This is a genomic window from Nocardiopsis metallicus (genome assembly GCF_014201115.1).
Taxonomy (GTDB): Bacteria; Actinomycetota; Actinomycetes; order Streptosporangiales; family Streptosporangiaceae; genus Nocardiopsis; species Nocardiopsis metallicus.
Genome location: NZ_JACHDO010000001.1, coordinates 280903 through 305705, shown reverse-complemented (window position 1 = coordinate 305705; position 24803 = coordinate 280903). Strand labels below are relative to the sequence as shown.

Here is a 24803-nt window from a genome sequence, read left to right as displayed (position 1 = left end):
TCACGAGCCAGACCGAAGACGGGCCCCGTTGCTCGGTGTGACCGGGGCCCTGCGGCCCCGGTGCGGGGCGGGCCGGTCTTCGACGCCCGGCAGCCGGAGCCGGAACGGATCTTCTGGGAGATCCGCGGCTACCGGTGAGCCGTTAGCGCGGGCGGCGCGCGGGCGGCGGCCCGGTGCTTCGGCGCACGCGCAGGCGGACCGGGAGGAGCAGGGCGGTGACTGCCCTGTCCTGCTCCGGGTTCGCCCCCGCGCCTTCCCGTTCTTCCGGCTCGGCCAGGAGCAGGCGGACCGCGGCCTCGCCGACCTCGGCGGGGTCCGCGCTGGCCGTGGTCAGGGCCGGGCAGAGGTGGGCGGCCTCGGGGCGGTCACCGAACCCGGCGACGCTGACCTGCCCGGGCACGCGCAGGCCGGACTCGGTGAAGGCGTGCAGGAGGCCGAGGGCGATGTGGTCGTCAGCGGCCAGGACTGCCGTGACCTCCTCCCCCGCGGCCCGGCGGGCCGCCAGTACCAGCCCGGCGGTGTGCCCGGTCCCGGGCCCGGAACCAGCACCGGTCCCGCTCTCGGTCTCGGTCCCGGTCTCAGCCCCGGCTACGGCTTCCGGTTCGGGCGCTCCGGCCTCACGGAGGGCCTGGCGCCATCCCTCGGTTCGGGCCGCGTGGCCCGGGGCGGTTCCCGCCACGTGGTGCACGGTGCGGTGTCCCAGGTCGAGGAGGTGGCGGGTCAGGGCGTAGGCACCGCCCCGCTGGTCGGCCCTCACCGTCAGGGCCGCGTGCGCCGGGGGCGCGTCGACCACCACGGTCGGCGGCGGGCCCTTGACCGCGGCCAGTTCGCCCTCCTGGCCGGGGACCAGCGCCACACAGCCTTCCAAGGCGTGTCCGAAGAGGCGTTCGGCGGACGCGGCCAGCTCCTCGGGGGCGGTCCCGGCGAACAGGAGGGTTCGTCCGGCGGCGCGCAGGGCGCGTTCGATCCCGACCAGCGCGCGGGCGGTGTCGGGGTGGTCGGGAACGGTGGTGAGGACGCCGACCAGCCGGGAGCTGTGGGTGACCAGGGCGCGGGCCGAGGTGTTGCGCCGGTAGCCGAGTTCGGCGATGGCGGCGCGCACACGGGCCTCGGTCTCGGGGCGGATCCCGCGATGGGCGTTGAGGACGCGGGAGACGGTCTGGTGGGAGACACCGGCCAGCCGGGCGACGTCGTGCATGACGGGGCTGCGTCCGCGCCGTTCGGGCATGCCCTGGTCCCTCGTTCGTGGTGGCCGTGCGCACTGAGCAGTGTGTGCGCCGGCACGGGGCCCGTCAAGACCGGTAGACGCCGCCGGTTTCGGAACTTTCCGCATGTTCCCGGTCGGGGCGTCCCGGGTCCTGCTGTGTCGGTCAGCGCACGAGCTGGGCGTGCAGCGCGGTGGCCGAGGTGTCGGTGAGGGAGGCGACCTGGTCGACGATGACACGCAGGGCCGCGGCGTCGTTGGGCGCGTTCTCGAAGGAGGCGCGGAACTGGGGGTCGAGGGCGCCGGGGGCGCCGAGCCGCAGGGCGCCGACCAGTTCGGTGATGGTACGGCGTTCCTCGGCCTGGTAGATCCGGGCCTCTTCGCGGGACATGACGAAGTGCGCGGCCACCGCCTTGAGCAGGGCGCACTCCAGGAGGGCGCGGCGGGGAAGGACGAGGTCGGCGCGGTAGCGGGTGAGGCGGCCGGGGCCGTGGGCCTTGCGGGTGGCGCGTTCGGCGGCCCGGCAGAAGCGGCCGATGAGTTCGCTGGTGAGGTTCTTGAGGGCGGCCAGGGAGGCGAGGTCGCCGGTGAACTCGCTGGGCCAGACGGGCTCGGCCAGCAGTTCGGTGAACACCTCGTCGAGTTCGGCCTCGTCGGCGTCGCAGTAGCGGGCGGCGGCGATGCGGCAGACCTCGGCGCGCTGGCCGGGGTCGCGCAGGGCGGCCATGCTGACCAGTCCGGCGTGCAGGGCGTCCTCGACGTCGTGCACGGAGTAGGCGACGTCGTCGGCCCAGTCCATGACCTGTGCCTCGAAGCAGGTGCGCCCGGCGGGCGCGCCCTCGCGCAACCAGGCGAAGGCCTCGGAGTCGTCGGGGTAGCAGTTGAACTTGTGGGTGTCGCCGCCCTCGCCGCGGCGCCAGGGGTACTTGACGGTGGCGTCCAGGGTGGCGCGGGTGAGGTTGAGCCCGGCGCTGCGGCCGTCGGGGTCGATGACCTTGCCCTCCAGCCGGATGAGCAGGCGCAGGCTCTGGGCGTTGCCCTCGAACCCGCCGCAGGCCGCGGCGGCCTCGTCCAGCGCGCGTTCGCCGTTGTGGCCGAAGGGCGGGTGGCCGAGGTCGTGGGACAGGCAGGCGGCCTCGACGAGGTCGGGGTCGCAGCCCAGGGCCTGACCGAGTTCGCGGCCGATCTGGGCGCACTCCAGGGAGTGGGTGAGCCGGGTGCGCGGGAAGTCGCTCACCCCGGGTTGGACGACCTGGGTCTTGGCGGAGAGCCGGCGCAGGGCGGAGCTGTGCAGGACGCGGGCGCGGTCCCGTTCGAAGGGTCCGCGCCTGCGGCTCTTGCGTGACTCCTGGTGCAGGCGTTCGGTGTCCCGCGCGGTGTAGGCCGACACGGTGTTTTCGGAACGCACGGTGTTCTCGGTGCGCACAGGTTCGCCGGGGGTGGTCGTCATGGCCCCGAGCCTACTTCCCGACTGTGACAGAACGCGCCATTGGCCCTGGTCAGGCCGCGTTGACGCGGATGTCGCTGCTGTCGTTGAAAATCCAGTAGTACCAGAGGGAGGCGGTTTCCCTGGTGATGTACCACAGCTGGGTGCGGCGTTCGATGACGGCCGGGCCGGAGCGTGAGGGTGAGGTGCCCGCCTCGATGCCGTGGTCGGCGGCCATGACCTTGGAGCGCAGGCTGTGCCAGGGATCGGAGACGAGGATGGCGGTCTCCCACTCGTTGGCGGTGAAGACCTCCTCCACCGCCTGGAAGCTCTGGAGGGTGTCGCTGCCCTCCTCCACCGCGATGACCTGTTCGGCGGGGATGCCCACCTCCACGAGCCAGTTCCGGCCCGCGGCGGCCTCGGTGTAGGCGTCGTCGGGCTGTTTCCCGCCGACGGTGACGATGTAGGGCGCCACACCGTCCAGGTAGAGGACCTGGGCCTGGCGCAGGCGGGCCTCGAAGACGGGTGAGGGAACGCCGTTGTACTGGCTGGCGCCGAGCACGATGATGGCGTCGGAGGCGGTGCGGTCGTCCTGGCGTGCGGTGTACCAGACCCAACCCCAGGTGCCGGGCGGGATGGCCAGGGCGGCGACCAGGATCAGGGCGATGATCCAGCGCACACGGAAGCGGCGTCGCCTGCGTCGCTTGGGCTGGTGGGGCCGGGGCCCGCGGGGCGGGACGGAGCGGCGTCCGCTCTGCCGGCGGGGTTCGTCCGCCCGCGGTTCCTCCCACGGCTGGTCACCCGCCGGGGCCGCGTCACCCTGCTCGTCCGAACCCTGGCCGCCCGAACCGCGGCCGACCGGATCCGCGTCACCCTGCTCGTCCCGGTACGGGGGGCGGTCCCCCTGGGCGCGTGGCAGCGGCCGTTCCCGGACGAACCTGCGGGTGAACGCGTTGTTCTCGTCGCCCGCCCCGGAGCGGTTGAACTCGCGGGTGTCCCCCGCGCCGTCGTCGCCGGTGAACACCTGGGTGGCGCTGCCATCGGCCGGGGCCTGGGGCGCCCTGGAGAACTCCCGCGTGGCCTCGGCGGCCGGGGCGGCGCCGGAGAACCCGTCACGGGAGAAGACCTGGGTGGCCTCGTTGTCAGCGGAGACCGGAGTTGTGGTGGGGTCCTCCCACGGCTCTTCGCCGCGACCGTCGCTGGCCGTTCGCACCGGCTCACCTCCGCTTGGTTTGGTCTGGACGCGGTACGCCCACTGGGACGCCCGGTGCCCACTGCTGGTTCGCGGGCATCCCCGGCTGGCGAAGGGGCGTGGACGTGGGGTAGGTGGCCGAACGTGCCCGAGGTCCCGCCGGTGGGATGGCGGATTCAGACATCGTGTACGAGCAGCGTACCGAAGGCCAGAACATATCACGAAAAGGTCACAGCCGACTTTCCGGTCGACCTCCGCCGTGGTGCCCGATTCTAGTCGCCCCGGCCCCGTGCAGCGCCCGTGGCGGCGCGCCTGTCGCGGGCACGCCGCCACGTCGGCCCGGTCCGGCTCCGGATCCGGCCCCGGGGCAGGATCAGCCCTGAGCGGAGCGCCCCGCGGCCCGGCCCGCCTCCAGACGGGCCACGGGTACCCGGAAGGGTGAGCAGGACACGTAGTCCAGGCCCACCTTGTGGAAGAAGTGCACCGAGGCCGGGTCGCCGCCGTGCTCGCCGCACACACCGAGCTTGATACCCGGACGAGCGGCGCGTCCCTCCTCCACCGCGATGCGGATCAGGCGGCCGACGCCGTCCACGTCCAGGGACTCGAACGGCGACACCCCGAAGACGCCCTTCTCCAGGTAGGCGGAGAAGAAGGAGGCCTCCACGTCGTCGCGGGAGAAGCCCCACACGGTCTGGGTGAGGTCATTGGTGCCGAAGGAGAAGAACTCGGCGTTCTCCGCGATCTGCCCGGCGGTGAGCGCGGCCCGGGGCAGCTCGATCATGGTGCCGACCGGGAAGTCCAGCTCCAGGCCGTTCTCCTCACCCACCTCGCGCAGCACGCGCTGGGCGTCGTCGCGGATGATCTCCAGCTCCTGGACGGTGCCGACCAGCGGAATCATGATCTCCGGACGGGGGCGGCCGCCCTCCCTGATCCGGTCCACCGCGGCCTGCGCGATGGCGCGGACCTGCATGGTGAACAGGCCGGGCACGACCAGGCCCAGGCGCACGCCGCGAAGGCCCAGCATCGGGTTCTGCTCGTGGAGCTTGTGTACGGCCTGCAGGACGCGCAGGTCGTTCTCGTGGCTCTCGCCGCGGGCCTCGGCCACCGCCACGCGCACCGACAGCTCGGTGATGTCGGGCAGGAACTCGTGCAGCGGCGGGTCGAGCAGGCGGACGGTGACGGGCAGGCCGTCCATGGCGTCGAGGATGCCGTTGAAGTCCGCGCGCTGGAGCGGCAGCAGGGCGTCCAGGGACTCCTGCTGCTCGTCGGGGGTGTCGGCCAGGATGAGGCGCTCGACCAGCTGGCGGCGGTCGCCGAGGAACATGTGCTCGGTGCGGCACAGGCCGATGCCCTGGGCGCCCATGCGGCGGGCGCGGGCCGCGTCCTCGGGGGTGTCGGCGTTGGCGCGCACGTACATGCGGCGGGCGGCGTCCACGTAGTGCATGAGCCGGTCCACCGAACGCACCAGGTCGTCGGCCTGGTCGGAGGCGGGGTCGATCTCGCCCTCGAAGTAGCGGACCACCGGGGAATCCACGACCGGTACCTCGCCGAGGTAGACCTGGCCGCTGGTGCCGTCGATGGCGATGACGTCGCCCTCCTCGACCACCTCGCCGCCCGGCGCCGTCATACGCCGGTTCTTGGTGTCGATGTCGAGCTCTTCCGCACCGCAGACGCAGGTCTTGCCCATGCCGCGGGCGACGACGGCGGCGTGCGAGGTCTTGCCGCCGCGGCTGGTGAGGATGCCCTCGGCGGCGATCATGCCCTCGAGGTCGTCGGGGTTGGTCTCGCGGCGGCAGAGGATGACCTTCTCGCCGCTGCGCGACCACTTGACGGCGGTGTAGGAGTCGAAGACGGCCTTGCCCACCGCGGCTCCGGGCGAGGCGTTCATGCCGCGGCCCAGGCGGTGGACGCCGTCCCCGGCGGCGGCGACGTCGTCGAAGCGCGGGAACATCAGCTGGGCGAGCTGGTCGCCGGTGACGCGCTGGACCGCTTCGTCGAGGGTGATCATGCCCTGGTCGACGAGCTGGTCGGCGATGCGGAAGGCGGCCGCGGCGGTGCGCTTGCCCACGCGGGTCTGCAGCATCCACAGCTTGCCGCGCTCGATGGTGAACTCGATGTCGCACAGGTCGCGGTAGTGGTTCTCGAGCGTGTCCATGATGCCCATGAGCTGCTCGTAGCTGCGGGCGTCGATCTTCTCCAGGTCCGCGAGGGGAACGGTGTTGCGGATGCCCGCCACCACGTCCTCGCCCTGCGCGTTCTGGAGGTAGTCGCCGTAGACACCGGGCTGGCCGGAGGCGGGGTCACGGGTGAAGGCGACGCCGGTGCCCGAATCCATGCCGAGGTTGCCGAAGACCATGGAGCAGATGTTGACGGCGGTGCCCAGGTCGGCGGGGATGCGCTCCTGGCGTCGGTACAGGACGGCGCGGGGCGCGTTCCAGGAGTCGAAGACCGCCTGGACGGCGAGGGTCATCTGCTCGCGCGGGTCGGTCGGGAAGGGCTTGCCGGTCTGCTCGGCGACGATCTCCTTGAACCGGGCCACGAGCTGGCGGAAGTCGTCGGCGTCCAGGTCCAGGTCGTTGGTGACGCCCTTGGCGGCCTTGAGCTCGTCGATGACGTCCTCGAAGAGCTCGCCGTCGATGTCCTGCACGGTCTTGCCGAACATCTGGATGAGGCGCCGGTAGGAGTCCCAGGCGAAGCGCTCGTCACCACCCTGGGTGGCCAGGCCGACGACGGACTCGTCGTTGAGACCGATGTTGAGGACCGTCTCCATCATGCCGGGCATGGAGAATCTGGCACCCGAACGCACGCTCACCAGGAGCGGATCATCCGGCTGGCCGAGCCTGCGCCCCATGGACTTCTCGAGGTCCCTGAGGTTGGCCTCGATCTCGGCGTCCAGGCCAGCGGGAACGGCACCGCTCTCCAGGTAGTGACGGCACGCCTCGGTCGTGATGGTGAAGCCGGGGGGAACCGGAAGACCGATGTTGGTCATCTCGGCGAGGTTGGCCCCCTTGCCACCGAGCAGATCCTTCAGGTCCTTGTTGCCCTCGGTGAACTTGTAGACGTACTTGGTCACGGGGGTGCTCCCTCGTTCTCTCTCGGCGACTCGGCGTCGGGTCGGCCAGCTGTTGGGCGCGACTCTATCCACACTCCGCAAAAGTAACCCTCCATGAACCACCGTTTTATGGCATAACACCTGTTCACAGCCGCTAAAAAGGTCTATACCAATGGTCCAGCTCAGACACACGTGCCCCCACGAGCCAAAACGACACAGGGACAGTGACGCAGCAGGCGACACCGCTGGTCACGGGCGCTTGAGGGCAAGCCAGCAGTCGGCCAAGAGCGAACGGCGCCAGTCAAGACCGGGAACACGACCACTCCCCCGCCGCACAGACCTCCCGGCAAGCGACTGTGCGGCGCGACACAGCATTACCAGGAAGTAACCTACGCATCCGTAAGTTAGGCTTTGCGGTGTGGCCCGCCACCGAGCGGGGTTCACTGGACCAAAGGAGTGCGAAGGTTGTCGAAGGACCGGGAAACAGGGAACGCGGAGGCCGGGGAGGCCCACGTGGGGTCCGCGGGCACCGAGGACAGCCCCGCCGCCTCTGTCCCCGAACGGGCCGCCGCTGCCGCCGGAGATCTTCTGGAGGCCGTCAAACCCCGCCTCCGCGGCTGGCTGCACCTGGGCACCGCCCCGCTCGCCCTGGCGGCGGGCATCGTCCTGGTGGTGCTCTCCCCCACCGTGCCCGCGATGATCGCCAGCGCGGTGTACGCGCTCAGCGCGGTGATGCTGTTCAGCACCTCGGCCGTCTACCACGTGGGCCGCTGGTCACCGCGCGCGCAGAAAGTCCTGCGCCGCATGGACCACTCGAACATCTACCTGATCATCGCCGGCACCTACACGCCGTTCATCCTGCTCGTCCTGGAGGGCACCCTGCGCACGGCCATGCTCGCGCTGGTCTGGGGCGGGGCCATCGCCGGGGTGGCGTTCAAGCTCCTGTGGCTGAACTCCCCGCGCTGGCTGTCCACCGCCCTGTACCTGGCCATCGGCTGGGTCGCGGTCCTGTTCATCCCGGACCTGGTCGACGGCACCCACCCGGCCGCCTGGATCCTCATCCTCGTGGGCGGCGTGCTCTACAGCGTCGGCGCCGTGGTCTACGGCCTCAAACGGCCCGACCCCGCGCCGCGCTGGTTCGGCTTCCACGAGATCTTCCATTCACTGACCATCGCGGCGTTCGTCTGCCACTACATCGCGGTGTCGTTCGTGGTCTACACGTCGGCCTGAATGCGAACAGGAGGCGGGACCTCCGGCGTCAGACGAAGGCGAACACCGGCGGGAACAACAGCACCACCACCGCGGCCCACACCGCGTACACCGGCAGATAGGCGGTCTGCCACCGCTCGACCTCCGCGAAAGGCCTACTGCGCCGCACGAAGCCCCACAGCAGCCAGGCCGACCACACCAGGTGCACCAACAGCACGAGGTTCAGGCCGAGCGCCGCCGTCTTGTTGGCGGTGAACCCGAACTCCGCGATCCGGCTCAGCATCGCCGTCAGCGCCACCGCGTTCACCGCGAGCGCGGCACCCACCAGGGCGAGCTGCAGCCAGTCGAAGACCCCGGGCGGAACCAGCGGATCCCGGGCCGAGATCGAGTACAGCAGCAGGAACAGGACCAGCACCAGGACCGCGTCCATGATGATGAGCAGCTCGCGGTCCACAGTCGTCAGCGGGCCGTTCACCAGCATGGCCACCAGGTCGGCGACCAGCATCAGCAGCGCCAGCGGGGTGAAGACCCTGGTCAGCACGGGCGCGATGTTCTCCACCACGCTCTTCTTGGCCTCCACCAGCCACGCGGACACCAACAGCGCCCCGGGCATGCCGAACGGAAGCAGCCAGTCGCCCAGGAAGGCATCGAGGTAGACGCCGACCAGGGAGAGCACCGCGATGGTGAGACCGAGCAATACCAGCGAACCCAAGGTGATCAGCGCCAGGTACATCACCAGCTCACCGGTGAACCGCACGTAGTCCATCCGGCGCTCGTGGGAGCGCCACCGCCCACCCGTGTGCAGCACACCGGCGAGCAGCCACAGCAGGACCGGCGCGTGCGTCATCGCGAGCACGGCGGTCATCCCGGGCATCGGATACGGGCCGGGGGTCATATCGAAGGGGTAGAGGTTCACCGCCAGGACCGGGACAGTGGCGAGCACGGCCGTCACCGCGCACACTCGCCAGGGCGCGCGGTGCTTCCAGGCGAACCAGCCCGCCAGGAAGGGCAGCACCGCGAAGGGGAGGTTGCGGGCGATGGCCATCTCGTCGTCGACCGCGCCGGTCAGGAGCTTGACCGCCACGCCCGCGGCGAGCGCGAAGGCCAGCATCACCCCGAGCCCGCGCCAACGCGAGGGGCCGGGTTCGTCCTCGGCGTCGGGGACCAGGACCAGCTGTTTCCAGAGCCGGCGGGAGTGCTCTCGCGCGAACTCACGCGAGACCGCGTCCAGACTGCCCATGCGCTTGACCGCGACCAGGAAGGCCTCCTCACCGTCCAGACCGCCCGACTCCAGGTCGGCGATCTGTTCGCGAAGGTGGTCCTCCATCTCCTCCACGTCCGACGGGGAGATGGCCGGGCGGCGGCTCACGAAACCGCGCCACTGGTCGATCTGCTCCTCCAGGACGTTCCCGGCGGCAGAACCGCTCATCAGGCGAACCCTCCCGCCGGCTCGGCCCCGCCCGCAAACGGCGGATGCGCCGCCTCCCAGACCTGCCGCAGTGCCTCGGCGACCACCTGCCACTGCTCACGCCGCTCGACCAGCGCCTCCAGCCCGGCCCCCGTGATGGCGTAGTGCTTGCGGCGGCGGCCCACCTCCGACCTGCCCCAGGACGCCCTGACCAGCCCGTTGCGCTCCAGCCGGTGCAAGAGCGGGTAGAGCATGCCGTCCGTCCACTGCATCCGGCCGCCGGAGAGTTCGTTGACCCGCTTGACGATCGCGTAGCCGTAGGACTCCCCCTCGGCCAGGATCCCCAGGACCAACGGGGTCGCCGACGCGGCGACCAGGTCCTTGTCTATGTGCATGCGCTTCCTCATACCTAGGTGTTCTAGGGTTATGAACCCTAGCAGCTCTAGGCATAGACCATCTACGCAAGGAGGACTCTTCGTTCCAGGGCGTCACGATTTACTCACGCGGCAGGACAAGGGGGACGAAACTCCCCCACATCGCCGCAGGCCTGGCGCTAGGTTGAGAACCGGTTCTCAGGCCGTGTGCGGCCGGGGAAACCGAAGAGGCGGTCGGAAACCACATCCCCCCGGGTCCGGCCGCCTCGCTGCGTCGTCTCCACGCGCGACCGCTGCCTCGGGTCCCGTCAACTCATCGTCGCGGAGCTCCTCTGGCTCACCCGGCAGATTGATCTGAGGCTGTCCGCTCCGCGGGAGGGGTCGGTATGGATGTCCGACCCGTTGGACGTATACGCCGGCCTCGGAGCCGACGAGGAGTTTCTTGAGCTCATGGACATCATGGCTGTGTTTGAATGTCAGGACTCCGACCACCGGGGCGAACGGGGCACAGGCTGCGCCGGGTATCGAAGGAGCGTCGACGGCACCCGAGGGCCATTGGCCGTTTTCGAGAACATCCACCACCCTCCGTTGAGATGAGCGGCACGAACTTCCTCCAGCTCCACACCCGTGACGTCCCCCGAGGACGGCGGGTGGCCTGGCTGGTGAGTCAGGTGCGCACCGCCCTCCGGGAGGGTCGGGTGGAGACCGGGACCCGGATGCCGCCCACTCGGGCACTGGCCGAGGAGCTCGGCGTGGCGCGGGGCACCGTGGTCGAGGCCTACCGACGCCTCACCGAGGAAGGCCTGCTCACCGCGAACCGGGGCGGGGGCACCGTGGTGAGTGCGAGCCCCGCGCCTGCGGCGACGACCACCGGCCCCATCTCCCCTAACCCGGGAGAAGCGGGCGCGGAGCCGGACCTGCTGGACATCTCCACCGGCACGCCCGACCTGTCCGCCTTCCCCCGGGCCGCCTGGCTGCGGGCCGAGAACACCGTCCTGAGCGGTTCCGGCGGCCGCGCGCTCAGCTACGCACCGGCTCAGGGCTCGTACGAACTGCGCACTGAACTCTCCTCCTGGCTGGCACGCAGCCGTGGCGTGCTCGCCTCCCCTGAACGGATCATCGTCACCGGCGGGGTGACCGGAGCGCTCAGCCTGCTGGCGCGGGTCCTGCTCGACCGGGGGCTCGGCACGGTGGCGGTCGAGGATCCCGGGGCCGAGGGCAACCGGCGCATCCTCGACCACTGGATGGCCGGGCTCGTCCCGGTCCCTGTCGACCGGGAGGGCCTGGTCGTGGCCGAGCTCGCCGCGACCGGCACCGCGACGGTACTCACCACGCCCGCGCACCAGTTCCCCACCGGGGTGGTCCTCTCCCCCGCCCGCCGCCGCGCCCTCCTGGCCTGGGCACGGGAGCGGAACGGGCTGGTCATCGAGGACGACTACGACTCCGAGTACCGCTACGACCGCCGCCCGGTGCGCGCCCTGCACGGGATGGACCCCGAACGCGTCGCGCACGTCTCGAGCCTGTCCAAGACCCTCGGCCCCGGCCTCCGGATCGGCTGGTTGGTCGCCCCCGCCCACCTGCACGAGGACCTCGTGCGCGCCCGCTGGGCCACCGATCTCGGCTCCCCCGTCCTGCCCCAGCTGGCCCTGGCCGAACTGCTGCGCTCCGGGGCGTTGGAGCGGCACCTGCGCACGATGCGCACCCGGCACCGCAGGCGCCGCGACGCCGCCGTCCGGGCGGTGGCCGAGCACCTGCCCGACGCCGTGGTGGAGGGCGTGGCCGCCGGGATCCACCTGCTGGTGCTGCTCCCCGGGCACGTAGACGACGCGGAACTGGCCGCCCGCGCCCGCCACGAGGGGATCAGGGTGGAACCGCTGTCGTCGATGCGCGCGGCCCCGGGCCCGCCCGGAGTGGTCGTCTCCTACGGCACGCACCCGCCCGCCCGGCTGGCCTCGGCGATCGCCGTCCTGGGCGGGCTCGTCAAGCGCTCCTGAGCTCACCCGCGCCGGCGTGCTCAGACCACCAGGGCCAGATGCGCGGCCATCGCCACGAAGGACACCGCGAAGACCCGGCCGAGCACGGCCATCACCGCCGGACGGGTGACCACGTGCTCGCTCAGCAGCGCCGCGCACAGCCCGTAACCCACGAAGATCACCAGGGTGACCGCCATGAACAGGGCGCTCAGCAGAGCCATGCGCCAGAGCGCCCCCGGCGCGTTCGAGTCCACGAACAGCGGCAGGAAGGCGAAGAAGAACAGCGAGAGTTTGGGGTTGAGCAGGTTCACCAGCAGGGCGCTGGTGACGGTCGCCCGGTACGAGGGAGCCTCGCCGCCGCCGGACGGGGTCAGGGCGCCCGTCCCGGTCCAGCTGCCCCAGGCCATGTACAGCAGGTAGGCCACACCCAGCCAGCGGATCGTCTCAAAGGCCGCGGGGCTGGCCGCCAGGACCGCGGCGGCCCCGGTCAGCGCCAGCAGCATGTGCGGAACGATGCCCAGGGTGCAGGCGAGCGCCGCGACCACCCCAGCTTTCGCGCCCCGGGAGAGCGAGGCGGCGAGGGTGAAGACCACGCCGGGTCCGGGCGTGAGGGTCAAGATGACGGACGTCAGAAGGAATTCGGTGGTCACACCCCCACCCTTGTACGCCGGTGGTCCAGACGAAAGGCCCAAGTCCGGCCTGCCTGACTGGTCCAAAACCGAACCGAGCACGCGAAAGGCCGCCCGCCCCTCGCAGGGCGGACGGCCGATCACACGATGTGCCTCAGCAGCCGGGGAGGCGCTCCAGCAGGTACATCTCGACGCGGTCCAGCGACACGCGCTCCTGTGACATGGTGTCGCGCTCGCGCACGGTCACCGCGTTGTCCTCAAGCGTGTCGAAGTCCACCGTCACGCAGAACGGCGTACCGATCTCGTCCTGGCGGCGGTAGCGGCGGCCGATCGCGCCGGCGTCGTCGAACTCCACGTTCCAGCGCTTGCGCAGCAGGGCGGCGAGGTCGCGGGCCTTGGGCGAGAGGTCGGCGTTTCGCGACAGCGGCAGGACCGCGGCCTTGACCGGGGACAGGCGCGGGTCCAGGCGCATCACGGCGCGCTTCTCCAGCTTGCCCTTGGCGTTGGGCGCCTCGTCGACGTTGTACGCGTCCAGCATGAACGTGAGCACCGCCCGGTCGACACCGGCCGCGGGCTCGATGACGTAAGGGATGTAGCGCTCGTTGTTCTCCTGGTCGAAGTACGACAGGTCGACGCCCGACGCCTCGGCGTGCGTGCGCAGGTCGAAGTCGGTGCGGTTGGCCACGCCCTCGAGCTCGCCCCACTCACTGCCCTGGAAGCCGAAGCGGTACTCCAGGTCCACGGTCCGCTTGGAGTAGTGGGACAGCTTCTCCTGCGGGTGCTCGTACACGCGCAGGTTGTCCTTGGCGATGCCCAGGTCCAGGTACCACTGGTGGCGCTGGTCGATCCAGTACTGGTGCCATTCCTCATCGGTACCGGGCTTGCAGAAGAACTCCATCTCCATCTGCTCGAACTCGCGGGTCCGGAAGATGAAGTTGCCCGGGGTGATCTCGTTACGGAACGACTTGCCGATCTGGCCGATGCCGAAGGGAACCTTGCGGCGGGCGCTCTGCTCGACGTTCTTGTAGTTGATGAAGATGCCCTGCGCCGTCTCCGGCCGCAGGTAGGCGAGGCCCTTCTCGTCCTGGACCGGGCCCAGGTAGGTGCGCAGAAGGCCGTTGAACATGCGCGGCTCGGTGAAGGAGGCCTTGGAACCGCAGTTGGGGCAGGCGATGGCCGCCAGGCCCTCCTCCGGCTCCTTGCCGTGCTTCTCCTCGTAGGCCTCGATGAGGTGGTCCGCGCGGAAGCGCTTGTGGCAGGACTGGCACTCGGTGAGCGGGTCCACGAACTCCTTGACGTGGCCGGAGGCCTCCCAGACCTCGCGGGCCAGGATCACGCTGGAGTCCAGGCCGACGATGTCGTCCCGCTCCTGCACCATCGACCGCCACCACTGGCGCTTGACGTTGTTCTTCAGCTCCACGCCAAGGGGGCCGTAGTCCCAGGCGGCGCGCAGACCTCCGTAGATCTCACTGGAGGGGTAGACCAGACCTCGGCGCTTGGCGAGGTTGACCAGTGCGTCCATTGCCTCTGACTTGGCGGCCATGGGGTGACTCTCCATCCGGCTGGCGGTCGGTGGATCGCTGTTCGCGATACATCGTCGGGTCTGTTGGGAAGCGGTCAGCACGCGGAGCCACGGATGTGGCGCACCGGGCGACCGCTTCCCACCAGGCTAGAGCAATCCGGAGGCGGGCGCGCACTCCTCGTTCGGAGCCGGAGCCCGCCCGAGTACGCGGAGCAGGCACCGCGGAGCCGGCGTCAGGAGGGAGCGTCCCCGCTGGTGTCGCCGCTGGCAAGGATCTCGAACGCGGTGGGCTCGTCGATGGCCCGCGAGAGCAGCGGCACCGCGGTGACCTTGACGTCGAAGTTCGACAGGGCCCGTCGGTAGTAGCCGGCGCCGTCCCATTCGGTGACCACGGTCCACAGCGTGGGTTCGTCGGCGGCGCGTCCGATGCGGTGGCATCGGAAGCCCGGACGCTGGGAGAGGACCTCCACCGCGGCGTCGGCGTCGGTTCGGAAGGCCTCGGTATCGGCCTCGGGCACGGAGTATCGGGTGATGACGATCACGGGACCATCTTGACACCCTCCCCTGCCTGGAAGAGCAGGGGACTCCAGCCACCAACCCAGGAAGAGTGGGAATCGCTGAGGTTCACGAGAGCCTGACCGCGAACACGGCATCACCCCTGCAGCACACACCCCAAAGGGTGCCGGCCTGACGTCCTGCCCTGCCGCGACGCCGTTCGAAGCACCGGTGTCGGCGTCGCAGGAAAAACCCCAGCGACTACAGACGAACTCGGCTTGACTCTGACACGGGTCCTTGTCGATCCAGTGACAGTCGCCGCAACGCAGACTGGTGTTGCGAACGGGCACGTCCTCCACGCGGCCCGGCGCTTTGTGGCCGGTGCGGGCACGGAGCAGCCCCCATCCCCTGAGCCAGGACGGCCCGGTTCAACCCCCGACTTGCGCCGCACCCTCTGGCCCGGCTGCTCCGCCGTGCCTTTGACGGAGGCGGTCATGTTCGTGATCTTCAGGTCCTCGAACCGGACGGTGTCGAAGCTGCGGGCCAGCATCGTGGAGGTCTTCTCCACCCCATCCTTACGCCGCGCCGCCTCTTGGGCTTCGAGCCGGGCCGCTTTGGCGTACTCAGCGGCCTTGGCGGGGCTGTTCCTGGGTGCGCGGGTGGCGCGGCGCTCGTGCCTGCGGCGTCGAGCCTCTTCCTTGCGGGCCGCCCCCGATGACGCTCGGGGACGGCCCGCGGCCACGGACGGACCGCTACCGGCTCGGCCTAGTCCTTGCCGAAGACGCGGTCCACGACCCTGGCCGACGCCTGACCGTCGTCCAGGGGGCAGAACTGGTCCACGAAGGACCGATACGAGGCGCTGCTCTTCTCCGCGACCTCGTCGATGTCCAGCAGGGCCCCGATGACGTCGTCCGAGCGGGTCAGCAGCGGCCCCGGCGCGGTCTCCTCGAAGTCGAAGTAGAACCCGCGCAGGTTGTCCCGGTAACTCTCCAGGTCGTAGGTGAAGAAGAGCATGGGCCGACCGGTGTTGGCGAAGTCGAACATCATCGACGAGTAGTCCGTCACGAGCACGTCGGTGATCAGGAAGAGCTCCTGGATCTCCGGGTACAGGGACACGTCGTAGACGAACCCCTCCCCCACGATCGGGACGCTGTCCACCACGCGCGGGTGGCGGCGCACCAGCAGCACGTGGTCGTCACCGAGCTTCTCGTACATCCGGCGCAGGTCCAGGTGCAGGTCGAGCTTGTGTTTGCCGCGCGTGTAGTACTTGTCGTCCCGCCAGGTGGGCGCGTACAGCACCACCTTCTTGCCCTCGGGCAGGCCGAGCAGGCGCCGGGTGCGTTCGGCGATCGCCTCGCGGTCCGGTGCGAAGAAGATGTCGTTGCGCGGGTAACCGGTCTCCAGGACCTCGCCCTCGAACCTGAAGGCTCTGCGCAGGATCGGGGTCGCCCAGGGGCTCGGCGAGACCAGGTAGTCCCACTGCCGGGTCTCCCACGCGAGCTTGTCGAAGTAGTCGCGCGACTTGCCGCGAATGTTCTCCACGTCGAAGCCGATCCGCTTCAGCATCGACCCGTGCCAGGTCTGAACGACCACCTGGTCCGGGTGTCGGTGGAACCACGCGGGCTGGCGGGAGTTGCTCACCAGGTACCGGCTGCGGGCCAGTTCCCGGTAGTACTCCTCACCCTTGTGCCGGACCGGGGTGAGGTCGCCGGGCAGTCGGACCTGCCCGTCGGCGACCAGCCATGACATCGGGTAGTCGGCCCACCTGTCCCGCTTGCGCAGCTCGGCGTAGACGCTCTGCGGGCTGTCGGAGTACTGGCGCCCGGTATAGGTGTCGAAGAGGATGCCCTCGGTGACCTCCTTCTCCCGCTGGGCCGGGTAGAAGGTCTCCCGGAGCTCGCGCTGGGCGAAGGTGCCGCGCTCGGCGGGGCGCAGGTCGGTACCGACCTGCAGCACCGGGATGCCGCGCCCCTGGTAGGAGAGCGTGTAGGCGCGCTCGGGGCTCTCGGTCTCCAGCGGCAGCCCGTGGATGAGGGTGTCGTCGAACTCCACGCCCACGTCCACGCTGGCAGCGTCCGCGCCGGTTGCACCGGCGCCCTCCGCCCCCTCGGTCTTGTCGGCGGTCTCCTCCCTGACCCGGCCCCACAGCTGGTAGGTGCCGGTCGGCAGGGAGAGCTCACCGGACAGGGTGGCGACGCGGGAGGGGTCGAACCGGGCCGTGAAGCGGTTTCCGGACCGCTCCACGGTGAGTTCGTGCTCCTCGTCCCGGCCCCGCGCCTTGGCGACGATGCTCAGGTCCACACCGGAGGGGAAGTCCCCGCCCAGGACCAGGAGGCGCTCCTGCCACTCGGCGCGGTCGACCACCGGCCGGGCCCGCCCCGCGCGCAGCCTGAGGTGGCCGGTGGAGGTGCGCTGGACGGCCAGCTGCTGCTGGGCGCCCTCGGAGTCGTAGGCGGTGGTCTCGACGTCCTCGGGCAGAACGAGCGGGAGGGTGCGCTGGTCGTCGGTGACCAGGTGGGCGTCCCACTCCTCCTGTCGGATCACCCCGCCGCACTCGCTGAGGCTGCGGGCGAAGAGCTCCTCGCCCCTGATCCTGGCGTCGAAGCGGCCGCCCTGGATGGTGACCGGGTAGCTGAGCTGGGCCGTGCCCGGGCGCCGGACCAGCCGGAGCTCGGTGGCCTCGGCCGCGGGCGCGGACAGCAGCTCGCCGCTCAGGGACAGTGCAGCGGTCCGGGTGTCGAAGTGGTGCTCGGTGACCCGTACGCGCGCCGGTTCGACCGCGATGACCAGGTGCTTGTCCTTGTTCCACTGCGGGCGGATCCACACGTCCTCGCCCACGCTCTGGTAGCCGGGGCGCTCGGGCGGCCCGGCCACCGGACTGGACACGATGCGGCGCCGCACCAGGCTGCGGTTGAACACCACGAGTTCGACCTTCCACTCGCCCGGTACCCAGCTCCCCGAGGTGCGCAGGCGGCGCGGGTCCACGACGACGGTGAAGCCGCCGTAGTCGTGCCGGGCGGAGTCGGGCAGGTCGGGCAGGCGGTACTCGGCGGCCAGGCGGGTGCGTACCGGGACGCGGACTCGGCGCTTGGTGGCGGTGTTGACCACGAAGGCGATCGCGTGCTGCTGCCAGCGCTTGCGGGCCCGCAGGTTGCGGATGCCGAACCGGCCGCTGATGTGCAGGCGGCCGTTCTCCCAGCGGATGTCCTCGGTCTTCTGCCGAACCTTGATCTCGTCCTCGAGGCGGTAGATCTCCCGGGGCACGGCCTTGTCCGGGTCCTTGGCGCCGAAGAACGGGTAGCGAACGTAGTAGCCCAGCCCCTGCCGGACGACAGTGGCCTTCTTGATCTCCACGCTCTTGGCGAAGGTCGCGACCTCCAGCACGTCGGCCAGACGCCGTTTGCGCACCAGGTGGAGCAGCAGGCGGTCCAGCACGTTGAGACCGCGCAGGAGGGCGTTGGGGACCTCGTCGAGGTAGGTGTTCAGCAGCTCGACAGCGGTCTCGCGGACCTGCTCGTCGGCGTCGTCGAGCCGTAGGAGCATGCGGTGGAGTTCGCCCTGGAGGCGGATGCGGTCCCACTGCTCGCGGTCGGCGCTGGTGAGCCCGGCGGAGAGTTCGCGCATGAGAGTGACGCGCCGGGTGAGTACCGCGCTGTCCAGGGGGATGCCCGCGCTCTCGCGTTCGCGCATCAGCAGGACCGGGGCGGGCAGGACGTCGACGGCCCGGGCGAGCAGCGTGGCCCGGCCGAGGGCGAGGTCGCTGTCCTCCGGGGCGACGTCGAGGTCGGGCAGGGAGTCCCAGAACTCCTTGCGCCAGAGCCGGTTGCCCAGGGTGGCGTCGGCCACCAGTCCGGGCACGGAGCGGGGGTCCTCCGCCAGCCGGTGGCGGCCGAACTTCCTGTGCGCCCTGGAGGGCGCGGCGCCCAGTTCGTTGAACTGGTAGACGTTGCCGACGACCAGGTCCGAGCGGGTGTCCGCGGCGCTGTGCGCCAGGTAGGCCAGGGCGTAGGCGGTGAGCGCGTCGGAGCCGGTGAGGAAGAGCAGGTGGCTGCCGGTGGCCGCGGCGCCGCCCAGGGAACGCGCCTCGGGGTGGTTCGGGGCCGGTTCGCCGGACAACAGGGTGACGCTGAGCCCGGCGGGCGGCGCCTGAGCGAAGGCCTCGGCGGTCGCCAGGCCGTCCTCGCGGGCGGACTCGACGGCCTCGTCGCCCTGGTCGTTCTCCTCGAGGCGGGGCGCGTCGGGGTCGGGGAGGGTTCCCTCCTCGTCCCCGTTCTCCCCGTTGGCTCCGTTCGATCCCTGATCAGCGGAGCCGGGTTCGGCGAGCACCGGTCTCGGGGCGCCGTTGGTGGTGCGGACCGGCACGAGGACGACCTCGATGTCCGGCCGTGCGGCACCGCCGGGCGCCGCGTCCCCGCCCTGGGTCTCGTCACGTTGACGGGCCAGGGAGTCGAGGCAGTTCTGCAAGTGTGGTTCGGTGACGTCGAACGTCACGACAACTGTGGGTTCGGGCACGGAAGTTGACACCCTCCGGAGGGTTCGTCGCTTACACGACGTGCGGGCACCGTGGTGCGGACGGTCAGCGTTGATCAGACGGCCAGTAACTGAATGTAGGCGGTTCCTGACCCGTCTCGTGTCAAACCCGGAACAGAAGGGGATGCGGGGGCGAGGGGGATCGCGCGGCGGTGCCGCGCTACTGCCGCGCCTTCGCCCGGCGCTGTGCCAGATCCCTGCACTAGGGTCAGATCCAACGATTCAAGGATTATCACAGGAGCTGGGGCACGGTTCGCACACCTGAGGGCCCTCATCAGTCCTCGGGCGGAGTTGACAGCTCCGCGGCACAAGAACAGGAACGGGCGGCGATGGCCTCTCCCGAGCACGAGGACGAACGACGGCGAGTCGGGCGCGGACGCCCCCTTCCCCTGGGTGACAGCCTTCTCACACCGGGCGCCGGGCGGTTGCGCCGCAAGGTCGAACAGCGCAGCGCGGTACCCCTGGTGTGGCTGCACCAACGGCCGCGGTGGATCCCGCCGGTGGTGTTGGGGGCACTGTTCATCGCGGGGCTGGTGGCCCCCGGCCCGCTGGGCGGGCTGTGTCTGCTGCTGGTGGCCGTGTTCTTCCTGTGGCTGGCCTACCTCACCTGGCCCGCCCTGACCCGACAGCAGCGGGTGCCCCGCGTGCTGATGATGTTGGTGGTGCTGGTCTTGGCCACGGCCCGGATGCTGGGTTTGTGAGGGGCGGGCCCCTGAGGGACAGGACACCCCTGTTAATTTTGACAACCATTTTCGTTTTCGTCATAATGAAGCAGTGTCTGCCCAGTTCACGGAGGACGGGGCCCCGAGCCCCGAGACCCCGCCCGCCTTCCAGGCCATCGACGCGCGAGTCGCCTACGACGGCGTTCCCGTCCTCGACGACCTCAGCCTCGAGATACCCGCGGGTCAGACCATGGCCGTCCTCGGACCCAACGGTTCGGGCAAGTCCACCCTGATGCGCGCGATGCTCGGCATCGTCCCCCTCAGCTCCGGCGAGATCCTCGTACACGGCACGCCGCTGCGCCGGTTCCGGGACTGGAAGCGGATCGGCTACGTGCCCCAGCGGCTCACCGCCGGGGGTGCCGTGCCCGCCACCGTGCGCGAGATCGTCGCCTCCGGGCAGGTCGCCCGGCGCCGCCGCCTCTCCTGGCCGACCCGGGAGGACCGCGCCGCCGTCGACGAGTCCCTGGCCGCCGTCGACCTGTCCGACCGGGCCGGTGACGCCGTGCGCGAGCTCTCCGGCGGCCAGCAGCAGCGGGTACTGATCGCCCGCGCGCTCGCCGGGCGGCCCGACACCTTCGTGATGGACGAGCCCATGGCCGGGGTGGACGCCGAGAATCAGCGCGCCCTGGCCGAGTCCATCGCCCGCCTGCGCGACCAGGGCAGCACCGTGGTCCTGGTCCTGCACGAGCTGGGCCCGCTGGAAGAGGTCATCGAGCGCTCGGTGGTGCTGGACCACGGCCGGATCGTGCACGACGGCGCAGCGCCCGAGGCCACCGGGGAGTGCGCGCGTCCCGGACACGAGCACCAGCACCCCCACCCCGACCCCAACGACCCCGATCCGCACGCCGCGCCCACCGCCGCGCCGTCGGAGATGATCAGACTCGAGGTACCCCGCCGTGACTGAGCTGCTCCAGTACGAGTTCATGCGGCGCGCGCTGATCGCCGCGGTGCTGGTCGGCCTGGTCACCCCGATCATCGGCACCTTCCTGGTCCAGCGGAGGCTCGCCCTGCTGGGTGACGGCATCGGCCACATCGCCCTGACCGGCGTGGCACTGGGTCTGCTCACCAGTACCTCGCCGGTGCTCACCGCGGCCGTCGTGGCCACCGCGGGCGCCATCGTGATGGAACTGGTCCGGGTGCGCACGCGTACCAGCGGGGACGTGGCGCTGGCGCTGCTGTTCTACGGCGGTATCGCGGGCGGTGTGCTGCTCATCGGGTTGACCCCGGGGGCGAGCAACGCCACCCTGACCTCCTACCTGTTCGGCTCGGTGAGCACCGTCGGCGAGCAGGACATCTGGATCGTGGGTGTGCTGGCGGTCGGCGTGGTCGCGGTGCTGGCGGTGTTCGGCCGTGAGCTGTTCGTGCTGTGCCAGGACGAGGAGGTGGCCAGGGCGCACGGCCTCCCGGTCCGTTTCCTGAGCATCCTGCTGGCGGTGACCGCCGCGCTGACCGTGGTGATCGCGATGCGGGTGGTGGGTGTGCTGATGGTGAGCGCGCTGATGATCGTCCCGGTCGCCGCCGCCCAGCAGCTGAGCCGCAGCTTCCGGGTGACGATGGGGCTGGCGATCCTGATCGGGCTGCTCTCCTCGCTCGGCGGGCTGACCACGGCCTTCTACTCCGACCTCTCGCCGGGCGCCACGATCGTGCTGCTGGCCCTGGCGTTCTTCTGCCTCGCCGTGCTCGTCGGCGGGGTCCTGCGCCGCCTGACCAAGCGGCGCCCACCGGCCCCCCTGCATCCCGTTGCGGAGGGTCCGGCGGATACGATGCCCCAGACTGATCGGGGGAGGGTGACACCATGAGTACACGACGTGATGCGGTTCGCCAGGCACTGACCGCGTCCTCCGGTTTCCGTAGCGCGCAGGACCTTTACGCGGACCTGCGGGCCGACGGATCGAAGATCGGCCTGACCACGGTCTACCGGGCACTGCAGGCTCTGAGCGACTCCGGTGAGGTGGACGTGCTGCGCACCGACGACGGCGAGGCCGTCTACCGTGCGTGCGACACCGAGAGCCACCACCACCACCTGGTGTGCCGTTCGTGCTCCACAGCCGTGGAGATCGAGGGCCCCACCGTGGAGAAGTGGGCCGCCGAGGTGGGGGCCCAGCACGGATTCACCGGGGTGACCCACACCGTCGAGGTGTTCGGCACCTGTGGCAACTGCTCCCTGCGCACCGCGCAGCGGGCCTGACCGACGGCATTCGGGCCCCGCGCACACCTTTTCGTTTCCCGGTGTGCGCGGGGCCCCCGTCGTCTGTGATAGCTGTGGCGCGCGTGGGCCCGTGGGACTGGTGCGCACGAGTGCACTACACAGCGCCAGGGATCCTGACGCACGGAAACCGGCGTGCACGTGGTCTCCACCCGATGGTTACCCGTTGGTAGTCATGCTGTGCGGCGGCTGGTCCAGGCTTTGTGTTCGTGTACAGACGAACAACGGCGGCGCTGCTGTCCGCGCTGCTCATCTCCCCGCTCCTGTCCGCCTCCCCCGCCTCCGCCGAACCGGGCCCCTCCGTCCAGCGGGACGCGGCCCACCCCCGCATCGTCACCCACAACGCCTTCCTGCTGCCCAAGGCCCTCTACCCGAACTGGGGCCAGGACATCCGCGCCGACCTGACCGTCCAGGACGGCGTCCTCTCCGGGCAGGACGTGGTGGTCCTGCAGGAACTGTTCGAGAACTCCAGCGCCGAACGCCTGCGCTCGGGCCTGGCCGAGGAGTACCCGCACGGCACACCCGTCCTGGGCCGCTCCACCTCCGGCTGGGACCACACCACCGGTTTCCGGCACGAGACCGCCACCAACGGTGGTGTGAGCGTGCACAGCGTCTGGCCGATCCTCCGCGCCGAACAGCACGTGTTCTCCCGCTCCTGCGGAGCCGACTGGTTCTCCAACAAGGGCTTCGCCTACGTGGAGCTGGAGACCCCCGAAGGCCCACTGCACGTGGTGGGCACGCACATGCAGTCCGAGGACGGCGCCTGCGCCGACGGCGAGGACGAGAGGGTCCGCGAGGCCCAGCTGGACCAGATCGTCGCGCTGCTGGACGAGAAGGCCATCCCCGACGACGAGCGGATCTACGTAGCCGGTGATCTGAACATCGTGGGCGGCAGCGCCGAATGGGACCGGGCGGTCAAGCGGCTCGACGCCGTGGAGCCGGCCCACACCGGTGACGCGATCTCCTGGGACCCCACCACCAACTCGATCGCCGCCCACGGCTACCCCAACTGGGATCCGCAGCAGCTGGACCACGTCCTGCCCGTCCGCAACGGCGCGGCCCCGCGGTCCTACGTCAACGAGACGCGGGCCGTGAAGAGCGAACCCTGGACGGTCCGCTCATGGGGACGCGACTACACCTACGACGACTACTCCGACCACTACCCGGTCTTCGGCACCGCCCCCGCTGTCTGACCGGCCCCCAACGCGCGCCCGGAGGGCCCTGCCGTCGGCGGGGTCCTCCGTCCTTTCCCGGCACCCCTCCCGTTTCTCCGCGCACGACGGCTAGGGTGCGCACAGTCACTCTCGACAGAATCGCCGCCGATGAGCGAATCTGGGAAGGATTCCCGTTGGGTTACTGGAGGAAGCATCCGAGGAAGGAGGGCGAGGAGGCGCTCCGGCAGATCTCGGACCTCGGATGGCGGATCGAGAATCCGCCCGCCTACTACACGATCAAGTGCCCGTGCGGTAACCACCAGAGACAGGTGCACCTGACACCCGCCAACCCGAACTACTGGAATCAGACCGTACGCTTCGTCAGACGAGTGTGCCGGCCCGAGCAGAAGGAGGACGTGTGAGCGCGAGGAAGGCCACCCAGCTCTCCCTCCAGTTCCAACTGGCCGCGGCGCCCGCGACCACCCCGGAGATGTTCCACGCCCACGGCGAGGCCGTGATGCGCGGACTGCTCGAACTCGAAAGGCTCAACTCCGACTTCACCGACTCCACGGTGAGCACCGACGCCGCCGAGCGGAGCATCACCGTGGAGATCCTGCTCCTGGACGAGGCGGATCCGACCCGGGTGCTGGGCCGGGGCCTGGACCTCATCCGCACGGCGATCCACGCGGCGGGCGGTTCCACACCCAACTGGCCGGTCAGCCCCCTGCCGAGCAAGGTCAACATGGCCACCACCCAGAACCTGACCCCGACCTGCTGAGTCGGCCCGGCCCCACACACCCGTGCGGCCCCCGGTGTCGAGGGCCGCACGGCGTGGTCAGTGGTGGTCCCGGCTCTGCGGTGGGTCGCAGCGCTCCAGGGTGGGGCGCTTGGCGTGGACGCCGTCGCCCGAGGAACGGCCGGTGAGTCGGCGGTGGATCCACGGGACGAGGAACTCGCGGGCCCAGTGCAGGTCCTCCTGGCGGGCGGCGCGCCAGTCGCGGGGCGCCGGGGGCGGCCAGGGCTCGTTCCAGTCGCCGTCGACCGGGATGTCCAAGACCTCGCACACGCGCAGGGCCAGGCGCCGGTGGCCCTCCGAGGACAGGTGGAGGCGGTCCCAGTTCCAGGCGTGCGCGTCCGAGAAGATCTTCATGCTCCACACGTCGACGACGTCGCAGCCGTACTTGTCGGCGACGGCGCGCATGTGCATGTTGTAGGTGGCGATCTTGCCGCGCAGGTGGCGCATGACCGGCTGCCAGTTGGTGTCGAAGCCGGTGAAGATGACCACCCGGGCTCCGGTGGCGCGCAGGTCGGCGATCATCGACTCGAAGATCTCGACGACCTGGTCGGGGTCGCTGCCCGGGCGGATGATGTCGTTGCCACCCGCGCAGACGGTGATGAGGTCGGGCTTCATCTCGACCGCACGCGGCACCTGCTCGTCGCGGATCTGCGCGATGAGGCGCCCGCGGATGGCGAGGTTGGCGTAGCGGACCTCGGGCACGTGGTCGGCGAGGTGTTCGGCCACGCGATCGGCCCAGCCTCGATAGCGGCCGTTGGGCACGCTGTCGCTGTCCGGGTAGTGGTCGCTCATGCCCTCGGTGAAGCTGTCCCCGAGGGCGACGTAGGACAGGATGTCCTTGCTTTTCAGGTCACCGGGAGATCCGGTCGGCACACCGCTCATGGTGTTCGATGATGCTACTCAAGGCCTTG

General features: G+C 70.4%; 20 protein-coding genes. 9 read left to right on the top strand and 11 right to left on the bottom strand.

Going from position 1 to position 24803, the window contains the following annotated elements:
* Positions 1–142: 142 nt before the first annotated feature.
* The 4 genes from HNR07_RS01265 to ppdK form a co-directional block, all read right to left on the bottom strand.
* Positions 143–1228 carry a LacI family DNA-binding transcriptional regulator gene (locus tag HNR07_RS01265; protein WP_246420019.1) on the bottom strand — a complete coding sequence of 362 codons (1086 nt, stop codon included), beginning with the start codon at positions 1226–1228 and terminating at the stop codon, positions 143–145.
* 142 nt (positions 1229–1370) lie between these two features.
* Positions 1371–2654, bottom strand: a complete 1284-nt coding sequence (locus tag HNR07_RS01260; protein WP_221318671.1) for a deoxyguanosinetriphosphate triphosphohydrolase — start codon at positions 2652–2654, stop codon at positions 1371–1373.
* A gap of 49 nt (positions 2655–2703) precedes the next feature.
* Positions 2704–3843, bottom strand: a complete 1140-nt coding sequence (locus tag HNR07_RS01255; protein ID WP_184360826.1) for an ElyC/SanA/YdcF family protein — start codon at positions 3841–3843, stop codon at positions 2704–2706.
* Between the two features lie 352 nt (positions 3844–4195).
* On the bottom strand, positions 4196–6895 hold the full coding sequence (gene ppdK, locus HNR07_RS01250) for a pyruvate, phosphate dikinase (protein ID WP_184360824.1): 2700 nt from the start codon (positions 6893–6895) through the stop codon (positions 4196–4198).
* Positions 6896–7387: 492 nt separating this feature from the next.
* Between ppdK and trhA the strand changes: the two genes are divergently transcribed.
* Complete coding sequence (gene trhA, locus HNR07_RS01245) at positions 7388–8104, top strand: PAQR family membrane homeostasis protein TrhA (RefSeq protein ID WP_184371208.1); 717 nt, start codon at positions 7388–7390, stop codon at positions 8102–8104.
* A gap of 28 nt (positions 8105–8132) precedes the next feature.
* On the opposite strand, the gene HNR07_RS01240 is transcribed toward trhA, so the two are convergent.
* Both HNR07_RS01240 and HNR07_RS01235 read right to left on the bottom strand, forming a co-directional pair.
* Complete coding sequence (locus HNR07_RS01240; protein ID WP_184360821.1) at positions 8133–9512, bottom strand: permease prefix domain 1-containing protein; 1380 nt, start codon at positions 9510–9512, stop codon at positions 8133–8135.
* Positions 9512–9886: a PadR family transcriptional regulator gene (locus tag HNR07_RS01235; protein WP_184360818.1), complete on the bottom strand. Its 375-nt coding sequence runs from the start codon at positions 9884–9886 to the stop codon at positions 9512–9514. Before HNR07_RS01235 ends, HNR07_RS01240 begins: the two co-directional genes overlap by 1 nt.
* Before the next feature lie 572 nt (positions 9887–10458).
* On the opposite strand from HNR07_RS01235, the gene pdxR reads away from it, so the two are divergent.
* Positions 10459–11859, top strand: coding sequence for a MocR-like pyridoxine biosynthesis transcription factor PdxR (gene pdxR / locus HNR07_RS01230; protein WP_184360815.1), 1401 nt, complete (start codon positions 10459–10461; stop codon positions 11857–11859).
* A 20-nt stretch (positions 11860–11879) separates the two neighbouring features.
* Here pdxR and HNR07_RS01225 read toward each other — a convergent pair whose 3' ends face one another.
* The 4 genes from HNR07_RS01225 to HNR07_RS01210 form a co-directional block, all read right to left on the bottom strand.
* Positions 11880–12488, bottom strand: coding sequence for a LysE family translocator (locus HNR07_RS01225; protein ID WP_184360812.1), 609 nt, complete (start codon positions 12486–12488; stop codon positions 11880–11882).
* 133 nt (positions 12489–12621) lie between these two features.
* Positions 12622–14010, bottom strand: a complete 1389-nt coding sequence (locus HNR07_RS01220) for a glycine--tRNA ligase (RefSeq protein ID WP_184360809.1) — start codon at positions 14008–14010, stop codon at positions 12622–12624.
* 212 nt (positions 14011–14222) lie between these two features.
* Positions 14223–14531 carry an antibiotic biosynthesis monooxygenase family protein gene (locus HNR07_RS01215; protein ID WP_184360806.1) on the bottom strand — a complete coding sequence of 103 codons (309 nt, stop codon included), beginning with the start codon at positions 14529–14531 and terminating at the stop codon, positions 14223–14225.
* A 718-nt stretch (positions 14532–15249) separates the two neighbouring features.
* The gene (locus HNR07_RS01210) at positions 15250–18996 is read right to left on the bottom strand and encodes a bifunctional glycosyltransferase/CDP-glycerol:glycerophosphate glycerophosphotransferase (protein ID WP_184360803.1); all 3747 of its coding nucleotides are present in this window, start codon (positions 18994–18996) and stop codon (positions 15250–15252) included.
* 347 nt (positions 18997–19343) lie between these two features.
* Between HNR07_RS01210 and HNR07_RS01205 the strand changes: the two genes are divergently transcribed.
* The 7 genes from HNR07_RS01205 to HNR07_RS01175 all read left to right on the top strand — a co-directional run bounded on the left by HNR07_RS01205 (position 19344) and on the right by HNR07_RS01175 (position 23874).
* The gene (locus HNR07_RS01205; protein WP_184360801.1) at positions 19344–19715 is read left to right on the top strand and encodes a DUF6703 family protein; all 372 of its coding nucleotides are present in this window, start codon (positions 19344–19346) and stop codon (positions 19713–19715) included.
* Positions 19716–19788: 73 nt separating this feature from the next.
* Positions 19789–20640 (top strand): metal ABC transporter ATP-binding protein, encoded by an 852-nt coding sequence (locus HNR07_RS01200; RefSeq protein WP_184360798.1) that lies wholly within the window; start codon positions 19789–19791, stop codon positions 20638–20640.
* Entirely contained in the window at positions 20633–21535 is a 903-nt protein-coding gene (locus HNR07_RS01195; protein ID WP_184360796.1) for a metal ABC transporter permease, read from the top strand. Before HNR07_RS01200 ends, HNR07_RS01195 begins: the two co-directional genes overlap by 8 nt.
* Positions 21532–21924: a Fur family transcriptional regulator gene (locus HNR07_RS01190; RefSeq protein WP_184360793.1), complete on the top strand. Its 393-nt coding sequence runs from the start codon at positions 21532–21534 to the stop codon at positions 21922–21924. The genes HNR07_RS01195 and HNR07_RS01190 overlap by 4 nt, the downstream gene beginning before the upstream one ends.
* Before the next feature lie 227 nt (positions 21925–22151).
* Positions 22152–23135: a sphingomyelin phosphodiesterase gene (sph, locus tag HNR07_RS01185; RefSeq protein WP_184360792.1), complete on the top strand. Its 984-nt coding sequence runs from the start codon at positions 22152–22154 to the stop codon at positions 23133–23135.
* A gap of 155 nt (positions 23136–23290) precedes the next feature.
* Positions 23291–23518: a hypothetical protein gene (locus HNR07_RS01180; protein ID WP_184360791.1), complete on the top strand. Its 228-nt coding sequence runs from the start codon at positions 23291–23293 to the stop codon at positions 23516–23518.
* Complete coding sequence (locus HNR07_RS01175) at positions 23515–23874, top strand: hypothetical protein (RefSeq protein ID WP_184360790.1); 360 nt, start codon at positions 23515–23517, stop codon at positions 23872–23874. The genes HNR07_RS01180 and HNR07_RS01175 overlap by 4 nt, the downstream gene beginning before the upstream one ends.
* 57 nt (positions 23875–23931) lie before the next feature.
* Here the strand turns inward: HNR07_RS01175 and HNR07_RS01170 are convergent, their stop codons facing one another.
* Positions 23932–24774, bottom strand: a complete 843-nt coding sequence (locus HNR07_RS01170; RefSeq protein ID WP_184360788.1) for an SGNH/GDSL hydrolase family protein — start codon at positions 24772–24774, stop codon at positions 23932–23934.
* Between the last annotated feature and the right edge of the window lie 29 nt (positions 24775–24803).

Excerpts from the sequence above, each read along its gene's own strand:
- HNR07_RS01265 (WP_246420019.1), bottom strand. The coding sequence starts at position 1,228 with ATGCCCGAACGGCGCGGACGCAGCCCCGTCATGCACGACGTCGCCCGG.
- HNR07_RS01260 (WP_221318671.1), bottom strand. The coding sequence starts at position 2,654 with ATGACGACCACCCCCGGCGAACCTGTGCGCACCGAGAACACCGTGCGT.
- HNR07_RS01240 (WP_184360821.1), bottom strand. The coding sequence starts at position 9,512 with ATGAGCGGTTCTGCCGCCGGGAACGTCCTGGAGGAGCAGATCGACCAG.
- HNR07_RS01235 (WP_184360818.1), bottom strand. The coding sequence starts at position 9,886 with ATGCACATAGACAAGGACCTGGTCGCCGCGTCGGCGACCCCGTTGGTC.
- pdxR (WP_184360815.1), top strand. The coding sequence starts at position 10,459 with ATGAGCGGCACGAACTTCCTCCAGCTCCACACCCGTGACGTCCCCCGA.
- HNR07_RS01220 (WP_184360809.1), bottom strand. The coding sequence starts at position 14,010 with ATGGCCGCCAAGTCAGAGGCAATGGACGCACTGGTCAACCTCGCCAAG.
- HNR07_RS01205 (WP_184360801.1), top strand. The coding sequence starts at position 19,344 with ATGGCCTCTCCCGAGCACGAGGACGAACGACGGCGAGTCGGGCGCGGA.
- HNR07_RS01190 (WP_184360793.1), top strand. The coding sequence starts at position 21,532 with ATGAGTACACGACGTGATGCGGTTCGCCAGGCACTGACCGCGTCCTCC.
- HNR07_RS01170 (WP_184360788.1), bottom strand. The coding sequence starts at position 24,774 with ATGAGCGGTGTGCCGACCGGATCTCCCGGTGACCTGAAAAGCAAGGAC.